General features: G+C 35.6%; 22 protein-coding genes and 1 riboswitch. Of the genes, 5 read left to right on the forward strand and 17 right to left on the reverse strand.

From position 1 onward, the window contains the following. Positions 1–51: 51 nt before the first annotated feature. The 3 genes from AAT17_RS11230 to katG form a co-directional block, all read right to left on the reverse strand. Positions 52–1,455 (reverse strand): exonuclease domain-containing protein, encoded by a 1,404-nt coding sequence (locus AAT17_RS11230; RefSeq protein ID WP_060524412.1) that lies wholly within the window; start codon positions 1,453–1,455, stop codon positions 52–54. An 85-nt stretch (positions 1,456–1,540) separates the two neighbouring features. Further along, complete coding sequence (locus tag AAT17_RS11235) at positions 1,541–3,163, reverse strand: YdiU family protein (RefSeq protein ID WP_060524414.1); 1,623 nt, start codon at positions 3,161–3,163, stop codon at positions 1,541–1,543. Positions 3,164–3,272: 109 nt separating this feature from the next. Continuing rightward, a complete protein-coding gene (katG, locus tag AAT17_RS11240) occupies positions 3,273–5,561 on the reverse strand; it encodes a catalase/peroxidase HPI (RefSeq protein WP_060524416.1) in 2,289 nt (762 codons plus the stop codon). A 105-nt stretch (positions 5,562–5,666) separates the two neighbouring features. Between katG and AAT17_RS11245 the strand changes: the two genes are divergently transcribed. Then, the gene (locus tag AAT17_RS11245) at positions 5,667–6,605 is read left to right on the forward strand and encodes a LysR substrate-binding domain-containing protein (RefSeq protein WP_042277892.1); all 939 of its coding nucleotides are present in this window, start codon (positions 5,667–5,669) and stop codon (positions 6,603–6,605) included. A 7-nt stretch (positions 6,606–6,612) separates the two neighbouring features. Here the strand turns inward: AAT17_RS11245 and AAT17_RS11250 are convergent, their stop codons facing one another. From AAT17_RS11250 to purL, 12 genes are all read right to left on the reverse strand, one after another. Further along, positions 6,613–7,644, reverse strand: coding sequence for an L-dopachrome tautomerase-related protein (locus AAT17_RS11250; RefSeq protein ID WP_060524419.1), 1,032 nt, complete (start codon positions 7,642–7,644; stop codon positions 6,613–6,615). A 133-nt stretch (positions 7,645–7,777) separates the two neighbouring features. Further along, entirely contained in the window at positions 7,778–8,440 is a 663-nt protein-coding gene (nfsB, locus tag AAT17_RS11255; RefSeq protein ID WP_060524421.1) for an oxygen-insensitive NAD(P)H nitroreductase, read from the reverse strand. A gap of 290 nt (positions 8,441–8,730) precedes the next feature. Beyond that, positions 8,731–9,198 (reverse strand): hypothetical protein, encoded by a 468-nt coding sequence (locus AAT17_RS11260; protein ID WP_060524423.1) that lies wholly within the window; start codon positions 9,196–9,198, stop codon positions 8,731–8,733. Between the two features lie 95 nt (positions 9,199–9,293). Beyond that, positions 9,294–9,671, reverse strand: coding sequence for a hypothetical protein (locus AAT17_RS11265; protein ID WP_060524425.1), 378 nt, complete (start codon positions 9,669–9,671; stop codon positions 9,294–9,296). A 161-nt stretch (positions 9,672–9,832) separates the two neighbouring features. Further along, positions 9,833–11,065, reverse strand: a complete 1,233-nt coding sequence (locus tag AAT17_RS11270; protein WP_060524427.1) for an aminotransferase class I/II-fold pyridoxal phosphate-dependent enzyme — start codon at positions 11,063–11,065, stop codon at positions 9,833–9,835. Between the two features lie 284 nt (positions 11,066–11,349). After that, positions 11,350–11,697 carry a hypothetical protein gene (locus AAT17_RS11275; protein WP_060524429.1) on the reverse strand — a complete coding sequence of 116 codons (348 nt, stop codon included), beginning with the start codon at positions 11,695–11,697 and terminating at the stop codon, positions 11,350–11,352. A 131-nt stretch (positions 11,698–11,828) separates the two neighbouring features. Continuing rightward, a complete protein-coding gene (gene thiD, locus AAT17_RS11280) occupies positions 11,829–12,641 on the reverse strand; it encodes a bifunctional hydroxymethylpyrimidine kinase/phosphomethylpyrimidine kinase (protein ID WP_060524431.1) in 813 nt (270 codons plus the stop codon). Next, the gene (gene tenA / locus AAT17_RS11285; RefSeq protein WP_060524433.1) at positions 12,629–13,282 is read right to left on the reverse strand and encodes a thiaminase II; all 654 of its coding nucleotides are present in this window, start codon (positions 13,280–13,282) and stop codon (positions 12,629–12,631) included. Before tenA ends, thiD begins: the two co-directional genes overlap by 13 nt. Then, a complete protein-coding gene (gene thiE / locus AAT17_RS11290; RefSeq protein ID WP_060524435.1) occupies positions 13,258–13,902 on the reverse strand; it encodes a thiamine phosphate synthase in 645 nt (214 codons plus the stop codon). Before thiE ends, tenA begins: the two co-directional genes overlap by 25 nt. A 3-nt stretch (positions 13,903–13,905) precedes the next feature. Then, positions 13,906–14,652 (reverse strand): hydroxyethylthiazole kinase, encoded by a 747-nt coding sequence (thiM, locus tag AAT17_RS11295; RefSeq protein ID WP_060524437.1) that lies wholly within the window; start codon positions 14,650–14,652, stop codon positions 13,906–13,908. Between the two features lie 80 nt (positions 14,653–14,732). Next, positions 14,733–14,822, reverse strand: a riboswitch (TPP riboswitch). A 91-nt stretch (positions 14,823–14,913) separates the two neighbouring features. Beyond that, the gene (locus AAT17_RS13490; protein WP_060524439.1) at positions 14,914–15,300 is read right to left on the reverse strand and encodes a DUF6122 family protein; all 387 of its coding nucleotides are present in this window, start codon (positions 15,298–15,300) and stop codon (positions 14,914–14,916) included. A gap of 104 nt (positions 15,301–15,404) precedes the next feature. Continuing rightward, a complete protein-coding gene (gene purL / locus AAT17_RS11305) occupies positions 15,405–19,079 on the reverse strand; it encodes a phosphoribosylformylglycinamidine synthase (protein WP_060524441.1) in 3,675 nt (1,224 codons plus the stop codon). 244 nt (positions 19,080–19,323) lie between these two features. On the opposite strand from purL, the gene recG reads away from it, so the two are divergent. The 4 genes from recG (at position 19,324) to AAT17_RS11325 (ending at position 23,905) form a co-directional block, all read left to right on the forward strand. Further along, the gene (gene recG / locus AAT17_RS11310) at positions 19,324–21,429 is read left to right on the forward strand and encodes an ATP-dependent DNA helicase RecG (protein ID WP_060524443.1); all 2,106 of its coding nucleotides are present in this window, start codon (positions 19,324–19,326) and stop codon (positions 21,427–21,429) included. A gap of 17 nt (positions 21,430–21,446) precedes the next feature. Further along, on the forward strand, positions 21,447–21,704 hold the full coding sequence (locus AAT17_RS11315; protein ID WP_157539270.1) for a hypothetical protein: 258 nt from the start codon (positions 21,447–21,449) through the stop codon (positions 21,702–21,704). Positions 21,705–21,742: 38 nt separating this feature from the next. After that, on the forward strand, positions 21,743–22,321 hold the full coding sequence (locus AAT17_RS11320; RefSeq protein WP_157539271.1) for a hypothetical protein: 579 nt from the start codon (positions 21,743–21,745) through the stop codon (positions 22,319–22,321). Positions 22,322–22,441: 120 nt separating this feature from the next. Next, positions 22,442–23,905, forward strand: a complete 1,464-nt coding sequence (locus AAT17_RS11325) for a magnesium chelatase (RefSeq protein WP_060524449.1) — start codon at positions 22,442–22,444, stop codon at positions 23,903–23,905. On the opposite strand, the gene AAT17_RS11330 is transcribed toward AAT17_RS11325, so the two are convergent. Then, a complete protein-coding gene (locus AAT17_RS11330; RefSeq protein WP_060524451.1) occupies positions 23,900–24,643 on the reverse strand; it encodes a co-chaperone YbbN in 744 nt (247 codons plus the stop codon). The genes AAT17_RS11325 and AAT17_RS11330 overlap by 6 nt on opposite strands. Further along, positions 24,643–25,383: a co-chaperone YbbN gene (locus AAT17_RS11335; RefSeq protein WP_060524453.1), complete on the reverse strand. Its 741-nt coding sequence runs from the start codon at positions 25,381–25,383 to the stop codon at positions 24,643–24,645. Before AAT17_RS11335 ends, AAT17_RS11330 begins: the two co-directional genes overlap by 1 nt. Positions 25,384–25,538: the final 155 nt, after the last annotated feature.

Consider the following 25,538-nt stretch of genomic DNA (forward strand, 5'->3'; position numbering starts at 1 on the left):
TGACGTTTTACTTTTTGGTAAACATGAAAATAACAGCTTTAAAAACTAAGTTTAAACAGCAGTACTCCAATTATTTATCTCTAATCGTTTACCAGGCCTTTTTTCTATATAGGCTCTTAAAATTTGAGAGGTGTGATAGTTGGGCTTTTTAGATTCAATATAGCTTTCTGCTTGTTCTACCGATTCTATAGATTCATGATTGGGTACAAACCCAAAACCTACATACTCACCATCCTTGACCATCACCAAGCAAAATTCATCTTCGGTTCTACCTTGTTCTTGAATAAAATAAGTAGCATTGGTCTCTTGTAAAGCTTTAATCGCTTGATTAGCTCGTATGTTATATAGTTGAACAAGTTCCTCTTCTCTACATACTCCTTTACATGATTTTATTTTATAATGGCTGGTGCAATGTTCTTTAGTGTTAAAACTACAATATCTAGGACACAGATTATATTCCTCACACAATTGTTCCAGTTGTTCTACAGCGTGTGCTCGACTGTAATGAGTAACTAATCTAGAGTCGTAGGATTTCATAACTCCTACCGCAAACTGAATTACGCCTTTTTGATTTTTATAATGTAAAATCTGGTAGGAACGTCTAGGTTTTTTTTGTGCAGCATTATATTTTGGGTAGTAGTGAAGAATAAGTTCTGCCTCTTGCAACAGCGCAACCAATTCACTACCACTTGGAATATGTTCAATGTGATGAATTTCTTGACACATATGATAGGACTTACTGCGTTTGTTATAAAAATGAGAGAGTACCCTTTTCTTTAAATTAATTGCTTTTCCTACATAAATGACCTTCTGTGCTTGATTTTTAAAAAGATAAACTCCGGGAACTTCTGGTAACTCATTAAATTGAGATCGGTCTAGGTGTGGTGGAAAAGTTCCTTCACGACTTTTGGGCTTAAGAGCCTTTAGCATCACTTCGCTTGCATTGGGTTTTGTAAGCAGTAATTTAAATAATTCTACCGTTGCATCAGTGTCACCTTCAGCGCGATGCCTGTTTACAAGGTCGATACCTAATGAATTACACAAACGTCCTAGACTATAACTAGGAAACCCAGGAATAATTTTTCTAGACAATCTTACCGTACATAATTTTTTACGAGTAAATGGTAGTTCCAACCTTTTAAATTCATTGCGTAAAACGTTGTAATCAAAACTCACATTATGTGCTACAAAAACAGCATCCTTAGTAAAATCTAATATATCCTGAGCAATCTCCTCAAAAAGCGGAGCGCTACTAGTCATTTCATTATCAATGCCTGTGAGACTAGTAATAAAATCAGGAATAAGCATTTGGGGATCCACTAGACTGGTATATTTATCTAGTATTTCTTCACCTCGCAGGCGCACCATACATATCTCTGTGATGCGATTTCCGCCCAGTCCACTACCTGTAGTTTCTAGGTCTACTATAACAAAATCTTGCTCTTGTAAATTCATAATTGGAATAGTTCCAAAAATAGGAATAATTCCAATTACAACGATGTGGAAAATGAAAATTTAACACCTATAAGTTTTAAGTTGTTTAACTACTACAACTTAACATACTGCAGCCCACTTTAGTTTTGGCCCATTCAGGTCTTTTGGCATAGTATTTTTCAAATTCTGGTTGTTCGTCATATGGATGTTGCAATACCCGATAGACTTCGTGGAACATGCTATAATTTCCTTTTTCAGCTTCATCAATAATTTGTTGAGCTATGTAATTGCGCAGGACGTATTTAGGATTTGTTGTAATTAGTTTTTCAGATCTCGCTTTCGCGAAAGCGAGATTAACAACATCCTCATCATCATTAGTAAACTGTTTGGATTCAAGAAATTTAGAATAATCTAGTTGAATTCGTGACTTATAAACCGATAACCAGTCCAACCATCTTAATCGATGAGGTTCACTTAATTGTTCAAAATCATAAAAAGCAATGGCAAGTTTATCTAGCATAATGGTAGTATCCATGTTTCTGTCTAAATGCTGCAATTCCCTGAAAAAGAACGTGTAATCTACCTCGTGAAGATGAAGGGTTTGTATGAGCTGTGTTACTAATTGTTGATCGTTACTATCTTTATGAAGAAAACCTAACTTATTCCTCATCATATCAAGATGTTTTTCTTGATATTGAATTTTGTAATTGTCTAAAACTTGTTCTAATCCAGATTGATCATCGATTATTTCATAGAGTGCATTTGCCAGCTGAAGCAAATTCCACAATCCAATTTCGGGTTGTGCACCATAACGGTATCTTTTGTGTTGTCGGTCAGTCGTATTTGGAGTCCAACCGTGGTCATAAGGTTCTAACCATCCATACGGTCCATAATCAATCGTAAGGCCCAAGATACTCATGTTATCTGTATTCATTACCCCATGAACAAATCCTACGCGTTGCCAGTGAATAATCATGTCCAATGTGCGTTGAGACACAATTTCAAAAAACTCTAGATATCCTTTCTTATCAAGTGCAGTAACCTGTGGAAAGTGATGCTCAATGGTATAATCCAACAGTTTTCTTAAGTTTTCTTGATCCCCTTGTGCCGCAAATAATTCAAAATTACCAAACCTTATGAAACTAGGAGCTACCCGACAAACTATCGCACCTTGTTCATACTCTGGATTTCCATCATACATAACATCCCTTAATACTTGTTTACCAGTAGTAGCTATTGTGAGTGAACGTGTGGTTGGAATGCCAAGGTGATGCATTGCTTCTGCACACAAGTATTCTCTTATAGAGGACCTTAAAACTGCATATCCATCTCCATTTCTTGAATAGGGTGTAGGTCCTGCACCTTTAAGTTGAAAGGTTTGCAATCCAATATCAGTTTCTAGTTGAAAAAGATTGATGGCGCGACCATCACCCAATTGACCAGCCCAATTACCAAATTGATGACCAGCATAGGCCATTGCATAAGGCTTGCTATTTTCTATAATTTGTTTACTGCCAAATACAGCTTTAAATTCATTGCTAGCCACATAAATGGGATCCCAACCTAGCTCTTCGGTTAGCGATGATGTATGTTGAACCTCACTGTTGAGAAATTGTTCTGGTTGTACAAAAGAGTACGCTACTTGACTTACTTGTCGTCGGTAATTTTCATCTACTGGATCTGCAGGTAAGGTAGATGTAAACACATTAATGGGTTTCAATTGGGCCATGTGGTAAAAATAAGAATTAGGCGTGTGGCTTAGGTTCAAAATAAGTTAAGAATAAAAAAAGCGGTTTTAAAAATCTTTAAAACCGCTTATCATAAAAATCAATTACTCTTTAATTAATGTCGAATCGATCTAGATTCATTACTTTACTCCATGCTTGTACAAAGTCGTTTATAAATCGCTCCTTGGCATCGTCACTGGCATAAACTTCAGATAAAGCTCTTAATTCAGAATTTGATCCAAAAATAAGATCTGCTCTAGTTGCTTTCCACATTACTTTATTATTAGAACGATCGATGATTTCAAACAGGTTGTTTTCTCCTTCAACAGCTTTCCATTTATAATCCATACTTAAAAGATTGCGATAGAAATCATTAGTAAGTACACCAGGATTATCAGTTAAAACTCCTACATACGAATTATCGTAGTTTGCTCCTAGGGCTCTCATACCACCTACAAGGACCGTCATTTCTGGCGCACTTAATGTAAGTTGTTGAGCCTTGTCAATTAGTAATTGTTCTGGAGTAAGCGTGTATTCTTTTTCTTGGTAGTTTCTAAAACCATCGGCGATAGGTTCTAGCAGGTTAACTCCATCAATATCTGTTTGTTCTTGTGACGCATCCATTCTACCAGGTGTAAAAGGAACTTTAATAGTATATCCTGCTTTTTTTGCAGCGTCTTCTATGGCTACATTTCCACCTAGAACAATTAAATCGGCTATAGAAATTTTTGTTGTATTGGAATCAAAATTTGATTTTATTTCCTCATAAACTTTTAACACTTTTTTAAGTTGATTCGGGTTGTTTGATTCCCAGCTTACTTGTGGTTCTAATCTTATTCTACCGCCATTTGCTCCACCACGTCTATCACCATCCCTGTAAGTAGCTGCGGCAGCCCATGCTGTTGAAACTAATTCACTAGTACTTAAACCAGAGTTTTTGATTTCTTTTTTAAGACGATCAACATCTTTAGCAGAAACCAGTTTGTGATCTAAAGCAGGAATAGGATCTTGCCAGATAAATTCTTCCGCAGGAACTTCAGGTCCTAGGTAAGTGGATTTAGGACCCATATCTCTATGTGTTAGTTTGAACCACGCTTTCGCGAAAGCTTTATCAAATTCCTTTGGGTTTTCATAAAACCTTTTAGAAATCTTACGATACTCTGGATCTTTAATCATCGATAGATCAGTTACGAGCATGGTAGGTTTAACTTCTTTATCCTTATCAAAGGCATGTGGATACATTTTTTTAGGATTTACTGCCTCGTATTGATGTGCGCCACCAGGACTTTTTACTAGTTTCCATTCATTTTCAAAAAGTGATTTAAAATATCCATTACTCCATTGTGTAGGAGTAAGAGTCCAGGTTACTTCAAGACCCGATGTAACAGCATCGGCTCCTTTACCAGATTTAAAAGTACTGCTCCATCCTAATCCTTGTTCTTCAATTCCTGATTCTTCTGGAGCGTTTCCTAAATTCTCGCCACTCGCGGCACCATGTGTTTTACCTAAGGTATGTCCACCAGCAATAAGAGCAACTGTTTCCTCATCGTTCATTCCCATACGTCCAAAGGTCTTGCGTATGTCGTGTGCTGCAAGTACTGGATCTGGATTTCCATTTGGCCCTTCTGGATTTACATAAATTAAACCCATTTGTGCAGCAGCAAGTGGTTGTTCTAGTTCTCTTTCTTCATTGAATCTATCGTCACCTAGCATTTCATTTTCTGAACCCCAATAAACACTTGTTTGTGGTTCCCATGTATCTTCTCTACCAGCGGCAAAGCCTAGTGTTTCAAAGCCCATGGATTCAAAGGATACATTTCCTGCCAGAATCATTAAATCTGCCCATGAAATTTTTTGACCGTATTTTTGTTTAACTGGCCAAAGTAATCTTCTTGCCTTATCAAGGTTTGCGTTATCAGGCCAACTGTTTTGAGGAGCAAAACGTTGTTTACCTTCTCGTGTACCACCACGACCATCACCAGTTCTATAAGTACCGGCACTGTGCCATGCCATTCTTATGAATAATCCACCATAGTTACCAAAGTCTGCTGGCCACCAATCTTTTGAATCGGTAAGTGCTTTTTCTACATCAGCTTTTAAAGCCGCATAGTCTAAACTTTCAAATTCTTTTTTGTAATCAAAATCTTCTCCTAGTGGATTTGATTTATCGCTATTTTGTCTAAGGACACTTAAATCTAATGAATTAGGCCACCATTCTTGATTGGTTTTTCCTTCTCCTTTAATTCTGTTTCCTGTTGATTTAGGTTGGTCAAAACCAAATGGACAGCCGCCAGATTCAGACGTTGAAGTCTTGTCTGAATAACTGTTAATATGCATGGTAAAAGCTACGGATGCTATAGCTACCAGTGCAATTGCCGAAATTATTAAAATCTTGCGCATAGTGTATTGTTTAATTGAATTTGGCACAAAACTAGGCGCGTTGTTTTATTTATAAAAACTAAAAAATCAATGTTAATATCGACATGGTAGATATTATATTTGTATATGAATATTCAACAATTTAAATACATTCTAGCGGTTGTTGATTTAAGAAATTTTGAAGCCGCAGCCGATAAATGCTTTGTAAGTCAATCTACCTTAAGCACGATGATTGCAAGGTTTGAAGATGAAATTGGAATTAAAATTTTTAATCGTAAGTCCAAACCTGTTTCAGTCACTCGTGAAGGAGCTATAATCGTTGAACGTTTAAGGACTATAAACAATGATATTGGACTGTTAGGAGCACTGGTTAAAGAGTTGAAAGGTGAGCTCATGGGTGAATTAAAAATAGGGGTGATTCCCACAATAGCTCCTTACTTATTACCCTTATTTTTACACAAGTTTGCCACTAAATTTCCTTATGTAAATTTAATTGTGGATGAATTACAAACTGACGAGATTGTAGCAGCTATAAAAAATCGATCTTTAGATATTGGCTTACTCGCTTTACCTATAAAGGATAAAGATCTTAATGAAAAAGAATTATTTGTTGAACCGTTTTTAATTTACGATTGCAGGGAAAAATCTACTGAAGGACCTATTTCTATTAAAAATTTAGATTATTCCAAGTTGTGGTTATTAAAACAAGGTCATTGTTTACAAACCCAAGTAAATCAAATTTGTGAACAGTCTTCCCGACAGGTTGATGAAGATTCTAATCTTGAATTTAGATCTGGATCGCTAGACGGCCTTATAAGATTTACCAAAGCGAGTAATGGTTTAACTATATTACCTCAAATAGCTACCTTAGATTTTACCGAGCATGATCAAGGTAAATTGGTACATTTTGACACACCTGTTCCATCCAGATCGGTAGGAATAATTACCCATAAGTATTTTGTAAAGAAAACGTTGCTTAATAAACTCCAATTGATGATTCAAGACATCATGAAGGAAGTTATTTCTGAAATACCTGAAAACAAAATTATTCATCCATTAGAATAACTTGAATTTATAATTCAATGTAATTAATTGAAAATTCTAGTTGGCTTATGTCATCTTGAGCCTCATTAATTCTAGAATTTGTATAATACAGTCTATTGTCTTGTAGCGTAAATGTGTCTGCCCATTTTATGTTTTCGCCCTGAGCTAAAACAGACAGTTCTCCTTGATTAATATTATACTGCATAATCTTATTTTTTTCAAGATCAGCTAAATAAAGTGTTCCGTTGCTATCTATTATCATTCCATCTGGAGCTGGAGTTTGTGCCACAAACTGTACGTTGTTCTTTATGATATTTACATTGCCAGAGTTAAGTGACTGCGTTGAAATCTTATATAATTTATAACCTGTAAGTGCATGAAAATATAATTCGTCATTTACCGTATCCAGGGCAATACCATCGGAATGAACTGTATTTTTCCAATCACCGTTGTCAAAAGTAAGTTTGTTTACTTGTGCTAGCGTAGATTCATGATTATCCAAAACTCTGATAGAATTTCCAGATTCCATATCAATTATTACAAGACCGGCATGACCAGAATCTGTACAATAAATTTTATTTAATTTTTTGTCCACTCTAAGGTCATTGATATATGAGTCATGATGATAACTACCTTGAGACAAAAAGTATGTGTTGAGCAGTTGATTGGTATTTAAATCAAAATCATAAATACGAGGTTGTCCAATAACCCCTTTGAACAATGGGTTTCTTGTATCCAGAACATATAAATGGTTTTCAAAGGCTACTACCGATTGAACCGCAACAAATAATCTATCATGGATAGGAGCTCCTAGATTCCAGTTGTTCAAATCTTTACTGGGATAAGGTGTCGCAACCCCAGAATCTGAAATTTCAATGACTGAATTTTCAACATTGTTGCGCCATCTAGGAAAATTAGCAAATAACCTTCCTGTATTTGTAGCAGTTACCCCAGTTACTTGTTGACCTTTAAAGGAAATTACTTGGGTAATTTGTATTTTCTGTTCAGTTTGACAGCTTAAGAAAATAATACTCAGTAAAAACGGGATTAGTTTATTCATGACTAATGGAATTCATTACATCAACAAAGATAATCCTGTTGAATACCTAGTTGAATTAATATGTTGTTAATAGACAAAGCCTTTGAGAATACTCAAAGGCTTTGTTCACTTAAATTCTAAATTCTAATTTTTATTATATCACGGTGATTATGTCGTCCTGATTCAATCGAGATTTAGGTAGTTTGGCATTAAAGTCATCTTCAGATCGGTAACCCAATCCAACCATAACAATAGAAGAAAAACCTTTCTCACGCAAACCTAACTCTTCATCTAGAGCTTTCATATCAATACCTTCCATAGGTACAGCATCTATTCCAAGTGCGGCCACACCTAGAAGGAAATTACCAATGTTTAAATAAACTTGTTTTTCCATCCAATGTTGAGCATCCTTTAAGTCATACCTATGAATATTAGTAAATAATTTTTTGGCTCCTAGGTTTTGTTCCTTTAAATCTTCATTTGCATAACGACCATCTTCATCTTCTTTATCTGTTACTTCGCTTAAATATTGATCGCTAATTTCAGTTTTTGTACAAAACAAGACAACATGTGAAGCTTGAGTCACTTTGGATTCATTAAAGCTAAAAAATCCAGCGGTTCCTTTTGCAAGTCGTTTTTTTCCTTCTTCACTTGACGTTAATACGAAATGCCAAGGTTGAGAATTAATTGATGAAGGGCTCCACTGAAGTAATTCTTTAATTTTTTCTTCATTTTCCTTAGATATTTTTTTAGAAGGGTCAAAAGATTTTGTTGTGTATCTCCACTTTAATGCTTCTATAATGTCTGTATGTTCCATATCAATATTGTACTATAAAAATTATAGTAGCAAAAGTAACTATAGTGTTATTGGTGAGCAATAACTATCTAAAATGATAGTAATATTTTAACGCTATGAAAATCACTGATACTAAAATAAAACATTGTTAATCAGTTATTTATATTTATTTGTTGTAGAGTATTAATCTTGTGTTAATAGAGTTTATTGTATTAATTTTTTAAGATCCTTCTCAAGAAAATTGTCAGAATTTGATGTGGTTTTTCATTCTTATTGTGAAAATAAAAAAATGAAAAACCACATTATGGACTTTAGTTATGTTTAATGGTTTTGTTTATAACGTCTTGCCATTTTTCAATAGATTCAATTTCACCACTAGGCAAATAACTTAAATTGATATCATAAAAATCTAAAAAAGTACTAGGTAGGTTTTTGTCCTTAGGATAGAGTATCATCACGAGCTTATCTATAGTTCCCTTTTTAGAGTTATGTCGTTTAACTTCGGCATGACTCATTTCATCAAGGTTAACCACTTCCTGCTCTATGAGGTGCTTTGTATGAAGCTGAAAATACAATTTCATTTTGTTCTCGTCTATTCCGATATGATAGTTACCGCAAGACTCGCTATAATCGAGTTGTGCTTGATGTTTCATTAAGAAAGTATCAAATTCCTTCTTTTCTAAATTTTGTTTTCTCTTACGTGAGCTGTATGTGAGTAAAAACGGTATTGCACAAATTGCAACACATACGATGCCTATAAAGGCTATTCCTGTATTCATTATTTTAATTTAAATTGATAGTATGTTTTTTAGTACTGTAAAGGTTACAGCACTTTATCGTAGCTTTAATCTGATCCAGATTAAAAAGCTACTAACTACCAGAAGTAATGAAAAGGAAATATTAGGTCTGATTTTCTATACCTAAATGATATAGAAAAATGATAATTGGTATATTGTTTTACTCTTGCCTTTATTTCATTTGAAAATACAAGAGAGCTATGGAATGATGGTGATGTCTTACTTCTAAAACCATTATAGTCGTTGTATTCAGTAAGACTATAAATGCTGCTATCCGAAGGTGTAGCATGGGCAAATAGGTCATTCCCAACAGATTCTATTTTATCTGTGGATATGTTATTTTCTTGAATAGAAACATTTGAAATATTAACTGTATTAATGCAGTTAACTATTCCAAATACATAAATGGCAGCAAGTACAATAGCACTTAAAATATGAGTTCTTTTCTCCTTCAAGTTTTAGAAAAATTCAGATGCCAAAAGTAGTTGTATCCCTGAAGTATAAACCTTAAAAAAAATAAAAAAAGCTATTTACGTATACCGATTAGTTTTAATCTATCTAATGCTAAACGCTATCAGGTTTCGTATAAATTTCGCTCTTCTATAGTTCAAGCTGTTTAAACCGTTTCCTTTATGTCATTGATGAAAAGAGCTAGTTTATCTACAGTAACGTGCTCCATAATTACAATTTTATACCATTTAGGTGATACATGATTGTCTGGTACTAGACCATATTTTTTAACCAACTCTGGATTTAAATAACTGGATCCTATCGTAACGATATTCGACATGGGGTTACGATAGTATTTTATATTAAGTTGCTCTAGCTCCTTACAAATCCATTCAGCTCTTTTTTGAAGTATAAATATTTTTTCCTGCCAACCATAAGGTCCATTTTTTGCCAATATCATCCATACCGCGATAGCATTGGCTCCTGAACGGCTACCTACAAGTGTAAAATCTTGACCTTCTACATAACTTGCTTCTTGGGTGTTTACATACTTCATAAAACCTTTTCTTATCAAGAAAATTCCTGTTCCATAAGGAGACTGTGCCATTTTATGAGCATCAAGTGTAAAGGATGTGATTTCAGGATTTTGAAAGGTAAGTAAGTTGTTTTTTATGGTAAAAGGGTAGTAAAAGCCACCGTAAGCACCATCTACATGGATTTTATATTCACACTTCAGTTTTTTTAAAGAATCTATTATTCTTTCAATATTGTCAACTGATCCATACATAGTTGTCATCATGTTTGCAACCACAATAAAGTATTTTATACCCTTATTTTTTGCGCTTGTAAGGGTTTGCTCGACACTTGATGCTGTAATTTCCCTAGTATGTTCATTCACATCATATTTGTGAATATTGATCGATAATAGATTTGCAGCTTTATCCATGGAATAATGGCTGTCTTTACTACAAACAATTGCTATCTCATCACGAGATGCATTCATTTGTTGCATGTAATAGTTACGATAAATCCAGATGGCCTGAATATTAGCTTCAGTTCCTCCCGATGCTACGTAACCATCTTGTTCATGTGGTATTCCTTTTAAAATATCTACAGCACAAATTTCAATAAGATCCTTTTCGATTGCATGCGTACCTTCAAAAAAAGATTCAGAATTTCCTAAAGTATGACAACCTATGTGATTGGGATTTTTCACTAGTGCGTACATAAAAGGAGCGTCTTTAAGAAAGGTGGCATCTTGATTAAAAACCTTGTCGTCTAAATAGGAAGCAGGTACCCCTATAACTCCTTCCTTGTCATAATTTATATTTTTATCTAATGCATTGAATACGATCTTCTTAATCTCTTCTTCGGATTTTTTAGTCCAAAATTGTGTCATTAATAGCTGTTTAAAAATAGCCCCAAAAGGGCTGTAAAAATTACGACGAAGGTAAGATTTCTTAAAGAAGTGACTTATAAAAACAATAAGATTATGATTCAGATTTTTACTTTATAACTTTCAATTTAAACCGTTGATCCCAAGTAATGCATTTTAGATTAATGGGATATTTTTTTTAAAGTTTCAGGATTCTTAAAAAAGTAATCTTTCTCAATATGAGTGAGGAAAAAATCATATAAATCTTGTTGGGATTCAAATTTTTCCTCTCTTATTTGATTATTGACTTAACTATAGGTAAGAGAGTTGTTTATCATTGAGATCCCATAAAATTGGTAACTGAGACCAACTTCATCTTCCGTGATTATAGTTAAAATTTGTCTTTCTCTTATGGTAGTAGAGTAGGCGATTAGCTCCTCTTGATCATCTCCATCTATTAGAGTTAACTTGTATCTTTTATCAGTGTGACGTTCTATTTTTACGGATTCTTTCGGGTTATTTGTTGGGCTCCATAAACCTAATAACTCACTATCAATTGCCTCATTGTTGGGTAAAGAAAATTCAGATTCTAATGTGCAACTGGTTACTATTAGAAAGAGTAGTAAACAAAATATAGGAGTTAACTTTTTGGTCATTTTTACACCTTTTATATTCAGCTTAAAGATATGGATTAATAAGCTTTTTCCAAGGTGATTGTTTGATTTACAGTGGTTTGATTTGATTACGCTTTCGCGAAAGCGTACCTAAAATACATCCTCATAAAAAATTACAATCCAAAATGATTGATGGGACCGTTGCCTTTTCCCAACACCTTATCCTTACCATTTAAAATTGCCGAATTGATGTATTGGCATGCATGGTCAACTGATTTCTCCAAGGAATATCCTTTACTTAAAAAAGTAGCAATGCTAGATGATAAACTGCAGCCTGTACCATGAGTGTGACGGGTTTCTACTTTAGGATTTTTGAGCAGAATGGTTTGAGCGGTTTCAAAGTTGTATAAAATATCAACCATTTCATCAGGAGCATGATCTATATGACCGCCTTTTAATAAGACCGAGGTTTGGTATTTTTCAGCTAGTTGTTGAGCCGCTTCTTGTGCATTCTTGGGATTAATTTCTTGTTCTAGTAGTAGTTCTGCTTCCTTAGAATTTGGTGTGATCAAATAGGCTTGTGGCAGTAAAGATTTTAAGCTTTGCAGCGCCTCGTTGGTGATTAATCTATCACCAGAAGTTGCTACCATTACAGGATCTATTACCACATTTACTGCCTGATACTCTTGCAGCTTTTTTGAAATAAGTTTAATCACTTCACAAGAATGTAACATGCCTATTTTTACCGCCTGAAATGTTATGTCGGTAAAAACAGCGTCTAGTTGTTTTTCTATATGATCAATCGGTATAGGGTGAATATCAAAAACACCTTGCGTATTTTGTGCTGTTGTGGCTGTAATCACGCTGGCAGCAAATGCACCACAAGCAGAAATACTCTTTATATCTGCCTGTATACCAGCACAGCCACCACTATCGCTACCGGCAATGGTAAGTACTGTATGGTAAGTGTTTTTTAAATTTCCCATTGTTCCTTTCTATAAGCACTATCCCAAAACATCCACTCTAATTGTGACGCTTTTAAAAAGGCTTGGTTCATCATTTCGAGTTCTTCTTGATTAGCTGTTTGTGCATACTTGTTTGCAATATTGATTGCTTGTTCTACAGATGCTGCAAACTCCTCACCACCATAGGTGTTAATCCATTCTTGGTAAGGATTATTATCTTTATTAGTTTGGTTCTCAAGAATATAATCGCCTATTTGTTTGTAAATGGTAAAGCATGGTAAAACAGCTGCTATACTTACTGCAATTGATTTTTCATGAGCAATTCTAGACAAATAACTGGTATAAAGCTCACAAGTAGGTGATGCTATTGTGGTAAACGAATCGGCATTTACAAAATGTTTATGAAGAGCATTTTCAACATGAATGATTCCTGTTGCTGCATCTAGAAAAAACTGGGTTTCATTTTCATCACGGCATTTTATTCCAACAAGGGCAAGAACTTTTTTGTATTGTGCTAAATACAAGGCATCTTGATTAATGTAAAACTGAAATACATCTTTAGGTAATGTACCTTGCATAAGTTCTTTTATGAAAGGCTGATTTTGAATCTTAGCAAGAATACCGTCAGTGGATTTATTTATTTGTTGGTACCAATTCGACATAATAATTTTTTAAATTTTTCAGTTGCTTGTTGAGGTTGTTCAGAGGTTGATATAGCGGATACCACAGCAATTCCTTCTGCACCATTTTCTATAAGTACTTCTGTATTTGAATGGTCAATTCCTCCTATACATATAATAGGTTTGTTGCTTATGGACTTTATTCTTGATAAACCTGAAATTCCTAATGGCTTTTCTAAATTTTCTGTTTTAGTTGCCGTGCTAAATACTGGAGAAAGACCTATGTAATCAATCTCTAGGCTATTAGCCTTAAGAGCCTGTTCCTCATTGCTTACTGACCAACCGATAATTTTATCTGATCCTAAAATTTTTCTCGTGATTGCTGGTGGTAAATCCTGTTGACCAATATGAACACCATGGGCGTTGATGCTTAAAGCGATATCAATTCTATCGTTAATTATCAATGGCACATTGTAATAATCACAGATCTCTTTTGTTTTAAGGGCGCGATTATAAAAATCTCTAGTATCCAGCAGCTTTTCCCTAAGTTGCACTATAGTTACACCACCTTTTAAGCTGGATTGTAGCGTGTCAAAAAATAGGGTATCTTCTGTAATGCGCTCATCAGTCACATACATAAGAGAATAGTCTGCTTTATTCATATTCTATGTGAGTTGAAACAACTCATCTATAAAATTCATTTGAAAGCTACCAGGTCCATTGGATTTAGACTCAGCTTGCTCACCAGCTTTACTCATAATTTCCATTCCATCGCGAGCACCTTTATGTATGTCTTTGTTAACTGCTACACAAGCACCTATAATACTGGTTGCGGTACATCCCATTCCTGTTATTTTAGGCATCATCGCACTTCCACCAGTAATTTCTTCAATTTTGTCACCAGTCACGACATAATCTGTAGCTCCACTTATTACAATCGTATTATTCAGCTTTCGCGAAAGCGTGCTAGCAGCATCCACTGCGTTATTAGATTCTATCGTGCTATCAACACCTTTTGTATTTGAACTTAATTGTGCCAGTGCCATAATTTCTGATGCATTACCACGAATTACGTCAGGTTGGTAAGTTTCTGCTAGGTGAAGAGCGGTTTGCGTACGGTAATTTGACGCGCCTACTCCAACTGGATCAAAGACGATAGGGATTCCGTTTGCTTTTGCTTTTTTCATTGCTTGCTCCATGGCAGCTACCCAAGATTTACTAAGAGTTCCCATGTTGATTACTAAAGATGATGAGATCGTGGTTATATCTTCAACTTCTTCTATTGCATGAGCCATCACTGGTGAAGCTCCTATAGCTAGTAAGGCATTTGCAGTGTTATTCATAACCACGTAATTGGTGATATTATGAATAAGCGGCGATTGCGTTTTGATTAAGTCAATGGTTGTATTCATATGCTTTGTTGGGTCATTATTATATTAAAAAAGCCACTTTCACGGTAATGAAAGTGGCTTGTAGGTTTATGGTTATTTACTAGTTACAAGTCTCGTTTTCCTCCGCTGTAATTACACATCTCAGGTTCATAGGGTATAATCTCAGCACAACGGCACCCCTAACGATTGGTGTAAAGTTACTATATAAAAAAGTGTTTGTTATGATTTTAATATTTGTTTTACATCTAGTAGTATCAACTATTCTTAAGTATAGGGATGAAATTATATGCCCAAGAATTGACTTATTGATTGTAAACTCTCATAAATAGGAGAGGAGACTAGGCAATCGGTACATTTACTGTAGGTCATTAAGCAATCTATAAAATCAGTTAGCATATGAAAAAGTAAACCGATACCAATGATATTGAATGGCCTGCGGAAAAACAGTAACACCACATAAAATGCCATGGCATAAAAAGTATGCAGTGGATGAAAGTTTATACTACATCTATTTTCTTGAAATATGGGATTTGCTACTAGATGATCAAGATCTACCAGCATGGTTGCGAGAAGAATTAAATAAGCCCGTTTCCAATTTTTCCTAAAGAATATATAGGCAATGAAAAAAGGAAAACCAAAATGTAAAAAATAATGAACTACAAATTGCATGGTTCCGTATAAATCTAGATTTATTATAAAATTGAAATTTACAATTAAAAAAAACACCTCGTTAAGAGAGGTGTTTTTTAATCATATTAATAAAAACAAATTCCTTAGGAATTTTGTTTTTCACACCATTTTCTAGCATTTACAAATGCTTCTAACCATGGAGAAACTACATCGTCTTTACGGTCTTTAGGATAGTGCGCCCAATTCCATGGGAATGTAGAACGTTCTAGGTGTGGCATCATTACAAGATGTCTACCATCCTCACTGTTCATCATAGCAGCGTTGTAATCAGATCCATTAGGATTTGCAGGATATCCCGTGTAGGCATAAGTGGCTGGGATCTTGTAATCCTCTTTTTGTTTAGGTAACTGGAACTTTCCTTCTCCATGGGCTGCCCAAATTCCTAAGGTTGTACCAGCTAGTGATTCTAGCATAATAGAATTATTTGCTGTAATTTCTACGCTAGTAAAGTGACATTCAAATTTGTTACTATCGTTATGAAGCATTTTTGGTTTGATGTCGTGGTCTGGATTTATCAATCCTAATTCCACAAATAATTGACAACCATTACATACTCCTAAACTCATCGTATCTGGTCGTGCAAAAAAGTTTTTCAATGCCTTGTTTGCCTTGTCGTTATATAAAAATGCACCGGCCCAACCTTTGGCGCTACCTAGAACATCGCTGTTAGAAAAACCTCCAACAGCAGCAATAAATTGCACATCTTCAAGAGTTTCACGACCGCTTATAAGGTCAGTCATGTGAACATCTATAACCTCAAAACCAGCAAGGTGCATTGCTCTTGCCATTTCTCGTTCACTGTTACTTCCTTTTTCTCGGATTACAGCTGCTTTTATTTTGTGCTTTGGTAGTTCGGGTAGTTTTCCGTCAAAGGATGCAGGAAATTGATAATTTAAAGGCTGCTGTTCATAATTAGCAGCTCGTTCATCGGCTTTACCATTAAAGGACTGTTCACGATCTAATAGGTGAGAGGTCTCGTACCATTCTTTGCGATATTCTGCCACATCAAGAACAAGCTCATTAAGCTCTATTACAGGCTTGTTTGTTGCTGTACCTATCTTGTAAAAAGGTACTCCGCAATCTTTTAATTCATCATCTATATCTTGGGTGGTTTGTAAGACTACACCAATGTTTTCTGAAAATAAAACCTTGATTAAATCGTCTCCAATACTTGAAAGGTCAAGTTTCATTCCCACCTTGGTTGATGGAAAACACATCTCCAGTAATGTAGTTACAAGACCACCGCTTCCTATATCGTGACCAGCTAGTACTTTATCAGATTTTATGAGAGCTTGAATTTGTGACCACGCTTTCGCGAAAGCGGAACTATCTACAACTGTCGGACATTCATTACCTATTGCATCACAAACTTGTGCAAAACTAGATCCACCTAATTTGTGAGAATCACCACTTAAATTGATGTAGTAAATAGGAGCATTATCATCTGGCTGTAATACGGGTTCTACGATTCGTGTGATATCATCTACAGCTGCCACGCTACTAATGATTACTGTTCCAGGAGATAAAACATCTTTATCGGCATATTTTTGCTTCATACTCAAGGAGTCCTTTCCTGTAGGTATATTGATACCTAATTCGATAGCAAAGTCACTTACCGCTTTTACTGCTTGATATAGTCTAGCATCCTCACCTGGGTTATTACATGGCCACATCCAGTTTGCACTCAAACTTACACCAGATAGACCTTTCTCAACCGGTGCAAATACTAAATTACTCAAGGCCTCTGCAATAGAATTACGAGATCCAGCGATAGGATCGATAAGTGCACTCACAGGACTGTGACCTATGGTAGTCGCAACACCTTTTTTACCTTGATAATCCATGGCCATCACACCTACGTTATTAAGAGGTAACTGCAATTCACCACAGGTTTGTTGTTTTGCTACGCGACCAGTTACGCAGCGGTCTACTTTATTTGTTAACCAGTCTTTACTTGCAACAGCTTCTAGTTTTAAAACCTTTTTAAGGTAAGAGGTCAATTCATCTTGAATGTACTGTACGTCGGTATATTTTCTGTTAATAGTGACATCATCCATGATGGTCTTTGGACTAGAACCGAACATGTCTTCTAGAGCGAGATCCATCGGGCTGCGTCCGTCTTTTTCACTAAAAATAAATTTGTTGTCACCGGTAACTGTTCCTACTTTATATAAAGGTGCACGCTCACGTTGAGCTATACGTTCTAGTACTGGAGTATCATTAGCTTCCATTACCAATCCCATACGTTCTTGGCTTTCATTACCTATAAGTTCTTTGCGAGAAAGAGTAGGGTCACCTACTGGTAATTTGTCTACATCAATTACTCCACCTGTTTCTTCTACAAGTTCTGATAAGCAATTTAAATGTCCACCAGCACCATGATCGTGAATGGATTTAATGGTATTGTTGTCGCTTTCTACCATTCCTCTAATGGCATTAGCCGCACGTTTTTGCATTTCAGGATTAGATCGTTGAACAGCATTTAATTCAATACCGCTATCCATTGAACCAGTATCAGCGCTACTTACGGCAGCACCACCCATTCCTATACGGTAATTATCACCACCCATAACGATGATATCATCGCCAGCATCGGGTGTTTTTTTAAGAGCTTGATCTTTTTTTCCATATCCTATTCCACCAGCAAGCATGATCACCTTGTCGTAACCTAAATAACGTGGATCGTGGGAAGATTGGTTTTCTTGGTCTACATGTTCGTCATGTTCGAATGTAAGTACAGAGCCTGCTATTAAAGGTTGCCCAAATTTGTTACCAAAATCACTTGCTCCATTACTGGCTTTGATAAGTATGTCCAGTGGAGTTTGATACAACCATTCACGTGCTTCAAAATCGCGTTCCCATGGGCGTTGATCATTTAATCGTGAATAACTGGTCATGTATACAGCTGTTCCTGCAAGAGGCAAAGAACCTTGTCCACCAGCTAGTCTATCACGTATTTCTCCACCGCTTCCTGTAGCAGCACCATTAAATGGTTCTACAGTGGTTGGGAAATTATGGGTTTCTGCTTTTAATGATATTACAGATTCAAAATCCTTATTGACGTATTTGTCAGGTTTATCTGCGCTTGCAGGAGCAAATTGTTCTGCTTGTGGACCTTGAATAAATGCAACGTTATCACTGTAAGCACTAACTATTTCATTAGGGTTTTGTTTACTAGTTTCCTTAATTAATTTAAATAAAGAGGTAGGTTGTTCTTTACCATCGATAATAAAGGTGCCATTGAATATTTTATGACGACAATGCTCAGAGTTTACCTGTGAAAAACCAAATACTTCAGAATCGGTTAACTTTCTCCCTAAACGCTCTGCAAGTTGATTTAAATAATCAATTTCATCATCACTTAAAGCTAGTCCTTCCTGCATGTTGTAAGCTGCGATGTCATCAATTTCTAATACTTGATCAGGAGTAACATTAATATCAAATTGAGATTGATTTAATCCATCAAATTTAACTAGTAACATGCGGTCGTAGTCGGCATCGGGCAGACAGGAGTTAAACTCCTCTATACGCTGTATACCTGGAATTTGCATGTTTTGAGTAATTTCAACAGCATTAGTAGACCATGGTGTAATGGTAGTTGCTCTAGGACCTATATAGGTTCCTGGAACTGCATCGGCCTCGATTTGAGGAGCATTACCTAGTAGCCAAACTAATTTTTGAAGGTTGTCGTTAGAGAGAGCTTGCTGTGATTGTACAGCATAAATTTTCTTTGTGGGTTCACCGAAAAAAAGGATCATTGCGAGCGTTTTAAAGCTAGTTGCAAAGATAGCTTTTTACTACATAGATTTCATGACTTTATTCTTAGTTAGTTGGCTTTTAATAACGTGTTATTCACAATCAATTGGATTTAGTTTTTTGTGTTTGATTATGGGTTTAAATGGTTGTAAGTTAATGTGTTGCTTATGTAGGTCGCTAAGTATGCTTGTAAGAAACCACAGTCGTTGATAGAGATGTGCTATTTTTGGTAATAAATTAGAAATTTTGCCACAGAATTTTTTATCTACACCTATAGAATATTTAAATGGAGTAGGGCCACAACGAGCTAAGTTGTTGCGCACAGAATTAAATATTGATACTTATGGAGATCTGGCAAATCTGTTCCCCAATCGATATGTAGATAAAACCAAATATTATAAAATCAATCAATTAATTGACGGTAACACACAAGTACAAGTAATTGGTAAAATCATTAGTATCAAAACCGTTCCTACAGGTAAATTAAGCAGGCTAGTGGCGACGTTTATAGATGATACTGGTAAAATGGAGTTAGTTTGGTTTAGAGGCCAGAAGTATTTTAAAGATAATTTAAAACTTAATCAGCCTTATGTGGTGTTTGGTAAAGTACAGCGCTATGGCGCAACTTTTAGCATGGCTCATCCTGATATGGAATTGCTTAAAGATCACCAATCGCGTGCTCAACAAGCAATGGCTCCTATCTATCCCAGTACCGAGACTTTGGCCAAAAGAAAAATTACCAACGTATATATGGTAAAATTGATGAGGTCGCTGTATAGTGAAATACACAACAGCTTTATTGAAACCTTATCTGAAGAGGTACTATCAGGTTATCGCTTAATGGGGAAAAATCAAGCAATGAAAGAAGTGCATTTTCCATCAACTGCTAGGCATTTGCAAGCTGCCCGATACCGGTTGAAGTTTGAGGAGTTGTTCTTTATTCAAATGGAGTTACTTCTTAAAAATAAAGTGCGCAAGTCTAAAATTAAAGGATACCCGTTTCAAGAAGTAGGCGACAATTTTTTAGATTTTTATAATAATCACTTGCCCTTTGAACTAACAGGTGCTCAAAAAAGAGTGGTTAAGGAAATACGAGCCGATATGGGAACAGGCGCCCATATGAATCGCTTGCTTCAAGGTGATGTAGGATCAGGAAAGACTATAGTTGCGGTACTTACTTGCCTTCTTGCCATTGATAATGGATTCCAAGCCTGTATAATGGCTCCTACAGAAATTCTTGCGCAGCAACATTATGCAGGCGTAGTTGAATTATTAGAAAAAACAGACCTGTCAGTCGGCTTACTGACTGGTAGTGTAAAAACTAAAGAGCGTCGCGAACTTCATGAAAGACTAGAAGATGGCTCCTTACATATTTTAATAGGGACACATGCACTTATTGAAGATAAAGTAAAGTATAAAAATCTAGGTGTTGCGATTGTAGATGAACAACATCGATTTGGTGTAGCTCAACGAGCAAAACTGTGGAAGAAAAATGAATTACCACCACATGTCCTGGTAATGACCGCAACTCCTATCCCACGTACCTTGGCTATGAGTGTTTATGGAGATTTAGATGTATCTGTAATTGATGAATTGCCACCAGGACGTAAGGAAATAAAAACCGTACATCGTTACGATAAAAATAGGCTAGGAGTCTTTAAATTCATTAGGGATGAAATTACCAAAGGTAGACAAGTATATGTGGTGTATCCCTTAATTGAAGAATCTGAAAAATTAGACTATAAGGATTTACAAGACGGATATGAAAGTATCGTGAGAGAATTTCCTTTACCGGATTATAAGGTAAGTATTGTCCATGGAAAGATGAAGCCAGAAGATAAAGACTGGGAAATGGATAGGTTTGTTAAAGGAGAAACACAAATTATGGTAGCTACAACCGTTATTGAGGTAGGTGTAAATGTTCCTAATGCAAGTGTAATGGTAATTGAAAGTGCCGAACGTTTTGGGTTGTCGCAATTGCATCAATTACGAGGTAGAGTAGGACGAGGTGCTGATCAAAGTTTTTGTATTCTTATGACTGGATTTAAGTTAAGCAAGGAAGCTCGCACTAGAATGGAAACTATGGTGCGTACTACCGATGGATTTGAGATTGCTGAAGTAGATCTTAAATTAAGAGGTCCAGGTGATTTAATGGGAACACGACAAAGTGGTATCATGAACTTGAGAATGGCCGATCTAGTGAAGGACCAACAAATTCTCGCTATAGCAAGAGAGGCTGCAAGTAAAGTGTTGAAAGAAGATCCTGCTATTCAATTAGATAAAAATCAACCTATCAAACGAGTAATGGCCTACTTACAAAGTAAAAAAGGCTTTTGGAAATATATAAGTTAACCAACCTAACTAGTTTAATGAAAAACCACTACGTTCTTATTCTCACATTTATAATTGTTATACTCATCGCTTGCAAATCAGATGAAGATAAAATCAATTACATAATACCCATTCAAGCTGAAAATCTTGCTGTTGATATTGAAGAAGCCCTTAATAATTATGATGCAGATTTCCTTAAGGATAATTTTAATATCAATTCTTTTACTAAAAAAATTAGTTTTAAAAAAATACCACAACACACTCGAAGTAGTGTAGTTTATTTTTGCGTCGATTAGTTAGAGATGCGTTGGGTTCAATTGCAGAAACGAATAAATTGAATAATCAAAAAACCGAACTGATTGAACTTTATCAGAAAGACAATGCCGTGAGAGCTATTTATAGTATATCGGATAGCACAGGCACAAGCGCCGATAATGTGGTTTTTTATCTTCAACCTAATAATCAAGGGGATTATTACATAGCAAATCATTACCACGTAGCTTCTGGTTATAGTATTTCACAGCTTATACAAAGTGCCCTGTCTATGCAAGTAGATGTTCCATTAGGAAAACAACTAGAGATGATGGATGCCTACCAAACTCTTGCTGAGGCAAGGCATCAATTAAATAGTGGAAATCCAGATGGAGCTTTAGATTTAGTTAGAGAAATAAAAAGCCCTTACAGTAATTATGTAATACTTAGATCAGGTATCATTCAAGTTTTACTACTAATTGATAATAATGAATTGATTTACGAAAAGTTAAACTATGAAATTGAATTTAATCCTAATGAGGTAAGTAAGAAATATTACCTGTATTATTTGTCTCTTTTGAATGATCAAAACCGTGATGATTTAAGCGAGGAACAATTGGATGCTTTGACAGATTACAGTGAGGTTTTGTTTACTCATTAATTCTATTTGAGCACATAAAGAGAACAGTAAGCTTTTTAAAACTCAAAGTATCGTTAAAACAGCGGTGTCTTCTTTTTTAATGCATTTATGCGCTGTATTTTCACTACTCAAAGTAATGTCATGAGTATTCAAAGTATTAAAACACTGGGTCAATTAAAGGAAGCTGGATGGAAATCAAAATCTATAAAGGATGAGCTGCGTGATAATTTGATTGACAACATTAAAAATGATGTAGTCACTTTTAAAGGAATTCATGGATATGAAAATACTGTGATTCCAGAACTAGAGCGCGCCATCCTATCTAAGCATAATATTAATTTATTAGGTTTAAGAGGACAGGCCAAAACTAGGCTCGCCAGACTCATGACTCAGCTTTTAGATGAATACATTCCTTTTATAGGTGGCAGTGAAATACATGATGATCCTTTAAATCCGCTTTCGCGAAAAGCGAAACAACTTATAGAAGAACACGGCGATAACACGCCTATCGAATGGTTACATAGAGATGAAAGGTTCTATGAAAAATTAGCCACTCCAGATGTTACTGTTGCCGATTTGATAGGAGATATCGATCCTATAAAAGCAGCTAATCTCAAATTAAGTTATGCAGATGATAGGGTGATTCATTATGGTATGATACCACGAGCAAATCGCTGCATATTTGTAATTAATGAGTTACCTGATTTACAGGCACGCATTCAAGTAGCCTTATTTAATATTCTTCAAGAAGGAGATATTCAAATTCGTGGTTTTAAATTAAGGCTACAACTGGATATGCAATTTGTATTTACTGCAAATCCAGAAGATTATACCAATCGAGGTAGTATTGTAACACCTCTTAAAGACCGTATAGGCTCACAAATACTTACTCATTATCCAAAATCTATTGAGATTGCCAAAACCATTACCCAACAAGAAGCTAGTAATGACGATCGTCTAAAAAATCACATTCACGTACCTGAACTTGCCAAAGATTTGTTAGAACAAATAAGTTTTACAGCACGAGAAAGTGAATACGTAGATGAAAAAAGTGGAGTGAGTGCTCGTATGAGTATCACCGCATATGAAAACCTATTAAGTACCGCCGAACGTAGGTCGCTAATGAGTGGCGAAAAAACAACCACTATACGATATAGCGACTTTTTAGGTGTCATACCATCCATCACGGGTAAAATAGAGTTGGTTTATGAAGGAGAACAAGAAGGAGCTGCATTTGTAGCGCAAGAATTAATTGCTCAGGCTACAAAAACACTTTTTCCAATATATTTTCCTGAAATTAAAAAGCTTACCAAAGCTGATGAGCAAACCCCATACGATACTCTTGTGCAATGGTTTTTTGACAATAACGGGATTGAATTACTTGATGAGTTGTCCAATGAGGAATATGAGCATTTGTTGAATGAAGTTACTCCACTAGAAGATTTAATAAACGAGTATCAACCCGATGTAGCAAGCGAGGACAAATTCTTTTTAAAGGAATTTTTACTTTGGTCCTTGGTGGAATTTGATAAACTAAGCAAGCACCGATTTAAGGAAGGATACCAAATTAACGATTTGTACAGCAGTTATTTAAAGGGATTATAATCGTTCTAGTAAACCTTCTAGAATTCCAGTAAATTCATCCCTTTTACGAGCTAGTTTAAGTCCTTGGTCAATTACCAATTTTGCTTCTTTTTTGCGGTTTAAACGTAACAGTAAAAAGGCTTTTGTCTCTAGAGCACTTACCGTTTCTTCTAGTTCAATACTGCGATTTATCATGACGAGAGCAGCTTGTACGTCCTGTAAATGAGACGATTCATTAGTATAGTTCCATGCAGTGGCATTAAGTTGCGCCGCATCATACCATATTTTATCAATACCTTCATAAGATAATTCTTTTGAATGCCCTTCCTTGATAGAAAATTTACTGGGTTTACCGCGATAGGGTAAAAGATCACCGGTTACAGTCATTGCATCATGTCTTTGAATTAACTGGATAAGTCGTGCTCTTTTCAAAGTACCGGTTGTTTGACCTAGTTTTCGTCCGTTTTTAATGAAATAATAAGTAGGTATACTAGTTACCTGCAAAATATCATCGGCGGTGTTATTATCTGTGTCTAGATAGTAAATGTCAACGTCTACTTCGTCTTTAATACTGTTTATTATAGGTTTCATGTATTGACATGGTCCACACCAGGTAGCAGTAAAAAAAAGAACTACCATGCGATCGTTCTCCTGCATTACAGTTTCATCCATGGTTGCATCTGTAACATAGGTTTGAGCTTGTGCCGGCAACATCCAGCCCATGGACATTAGGATGGGTAATGCTATGCGGTGGAACATTAAGCTAGTTTTTTAAGCAGACTTTCAATCGCCTCTACTTTTTGATCGCCTGCCACCTTTTGAGCCATTTTAAGTGCTTTTTTGGCCTTTTTTGATTCGCCTAGTTTGTACAGGATATAAGCTTTTGTCACAGTATTCACTAGGGAAGGTTCTATCTCTATGCTGCGTTCTGCTAGCATCAGGCCGTAACGCAAGTCTGCTTTATTATTCAGGTTCAGAAATATAGATTCACTCAGCTTATTTAAATTATCTACACTGTTCCATACTTTTTGAGCGGTTTTTACCGTCAATTTCTTATGATCACCAGCAACTATTTCTATTGAACTAGGTACAGGCAGGTAGTCCAGTTTTTCTCCCGTTGCCTCACTATTTTTAAACTTGTTTATTTCTTTCAAAAGGTGACTTTTGGAACGACCACCTATTAATTCACCCATTTTCACACCATTTTTTATAAAATATATAGTAGGCACGCTGTGAATGTTGAGAACATCATTGGTCACGTTGTGATCAATATCCAGATAATATACCGTAATATCCAGATCATTATCCTCATTTAACTCTTTAAAAATAGGTTTCATCATTTTACAAGGACCGCACCATGCCGCGGTAAAGGATACGACTTTAAGTTGCCCATCGCTTTTCATCGCGGTAGTTTCAAACGTATCATCTGTTATATAATCCTGTGCTTGTATGGCCCCACCTAGTGAAATAAAAAGTAAGAGGAAAAGTATTCTGTTCATTGTTCTTGTTTGTAAGTAAAGCTAACTAATTTTATGCCATAATTATTGTGAGTAGATGGACTGAAAACGTTCAGTAGTATTTTTGAGAGTACGCTTTCGCGAAAGCGTAATTAAACCAACTATTCACACGGATAAAAGTAAGTTCCTTTTATCAC

Origin of the sequence: Nonlabens sp. MIC269 (genome assembly GCF_001430865.1) — a bacterium.
Lineage (GTDB): Bacteria > Bacteroidota > Bacteroidia > Flavobacteriales > Flavobacteriaceae > Nonlabens > Nonlabens tegetincola.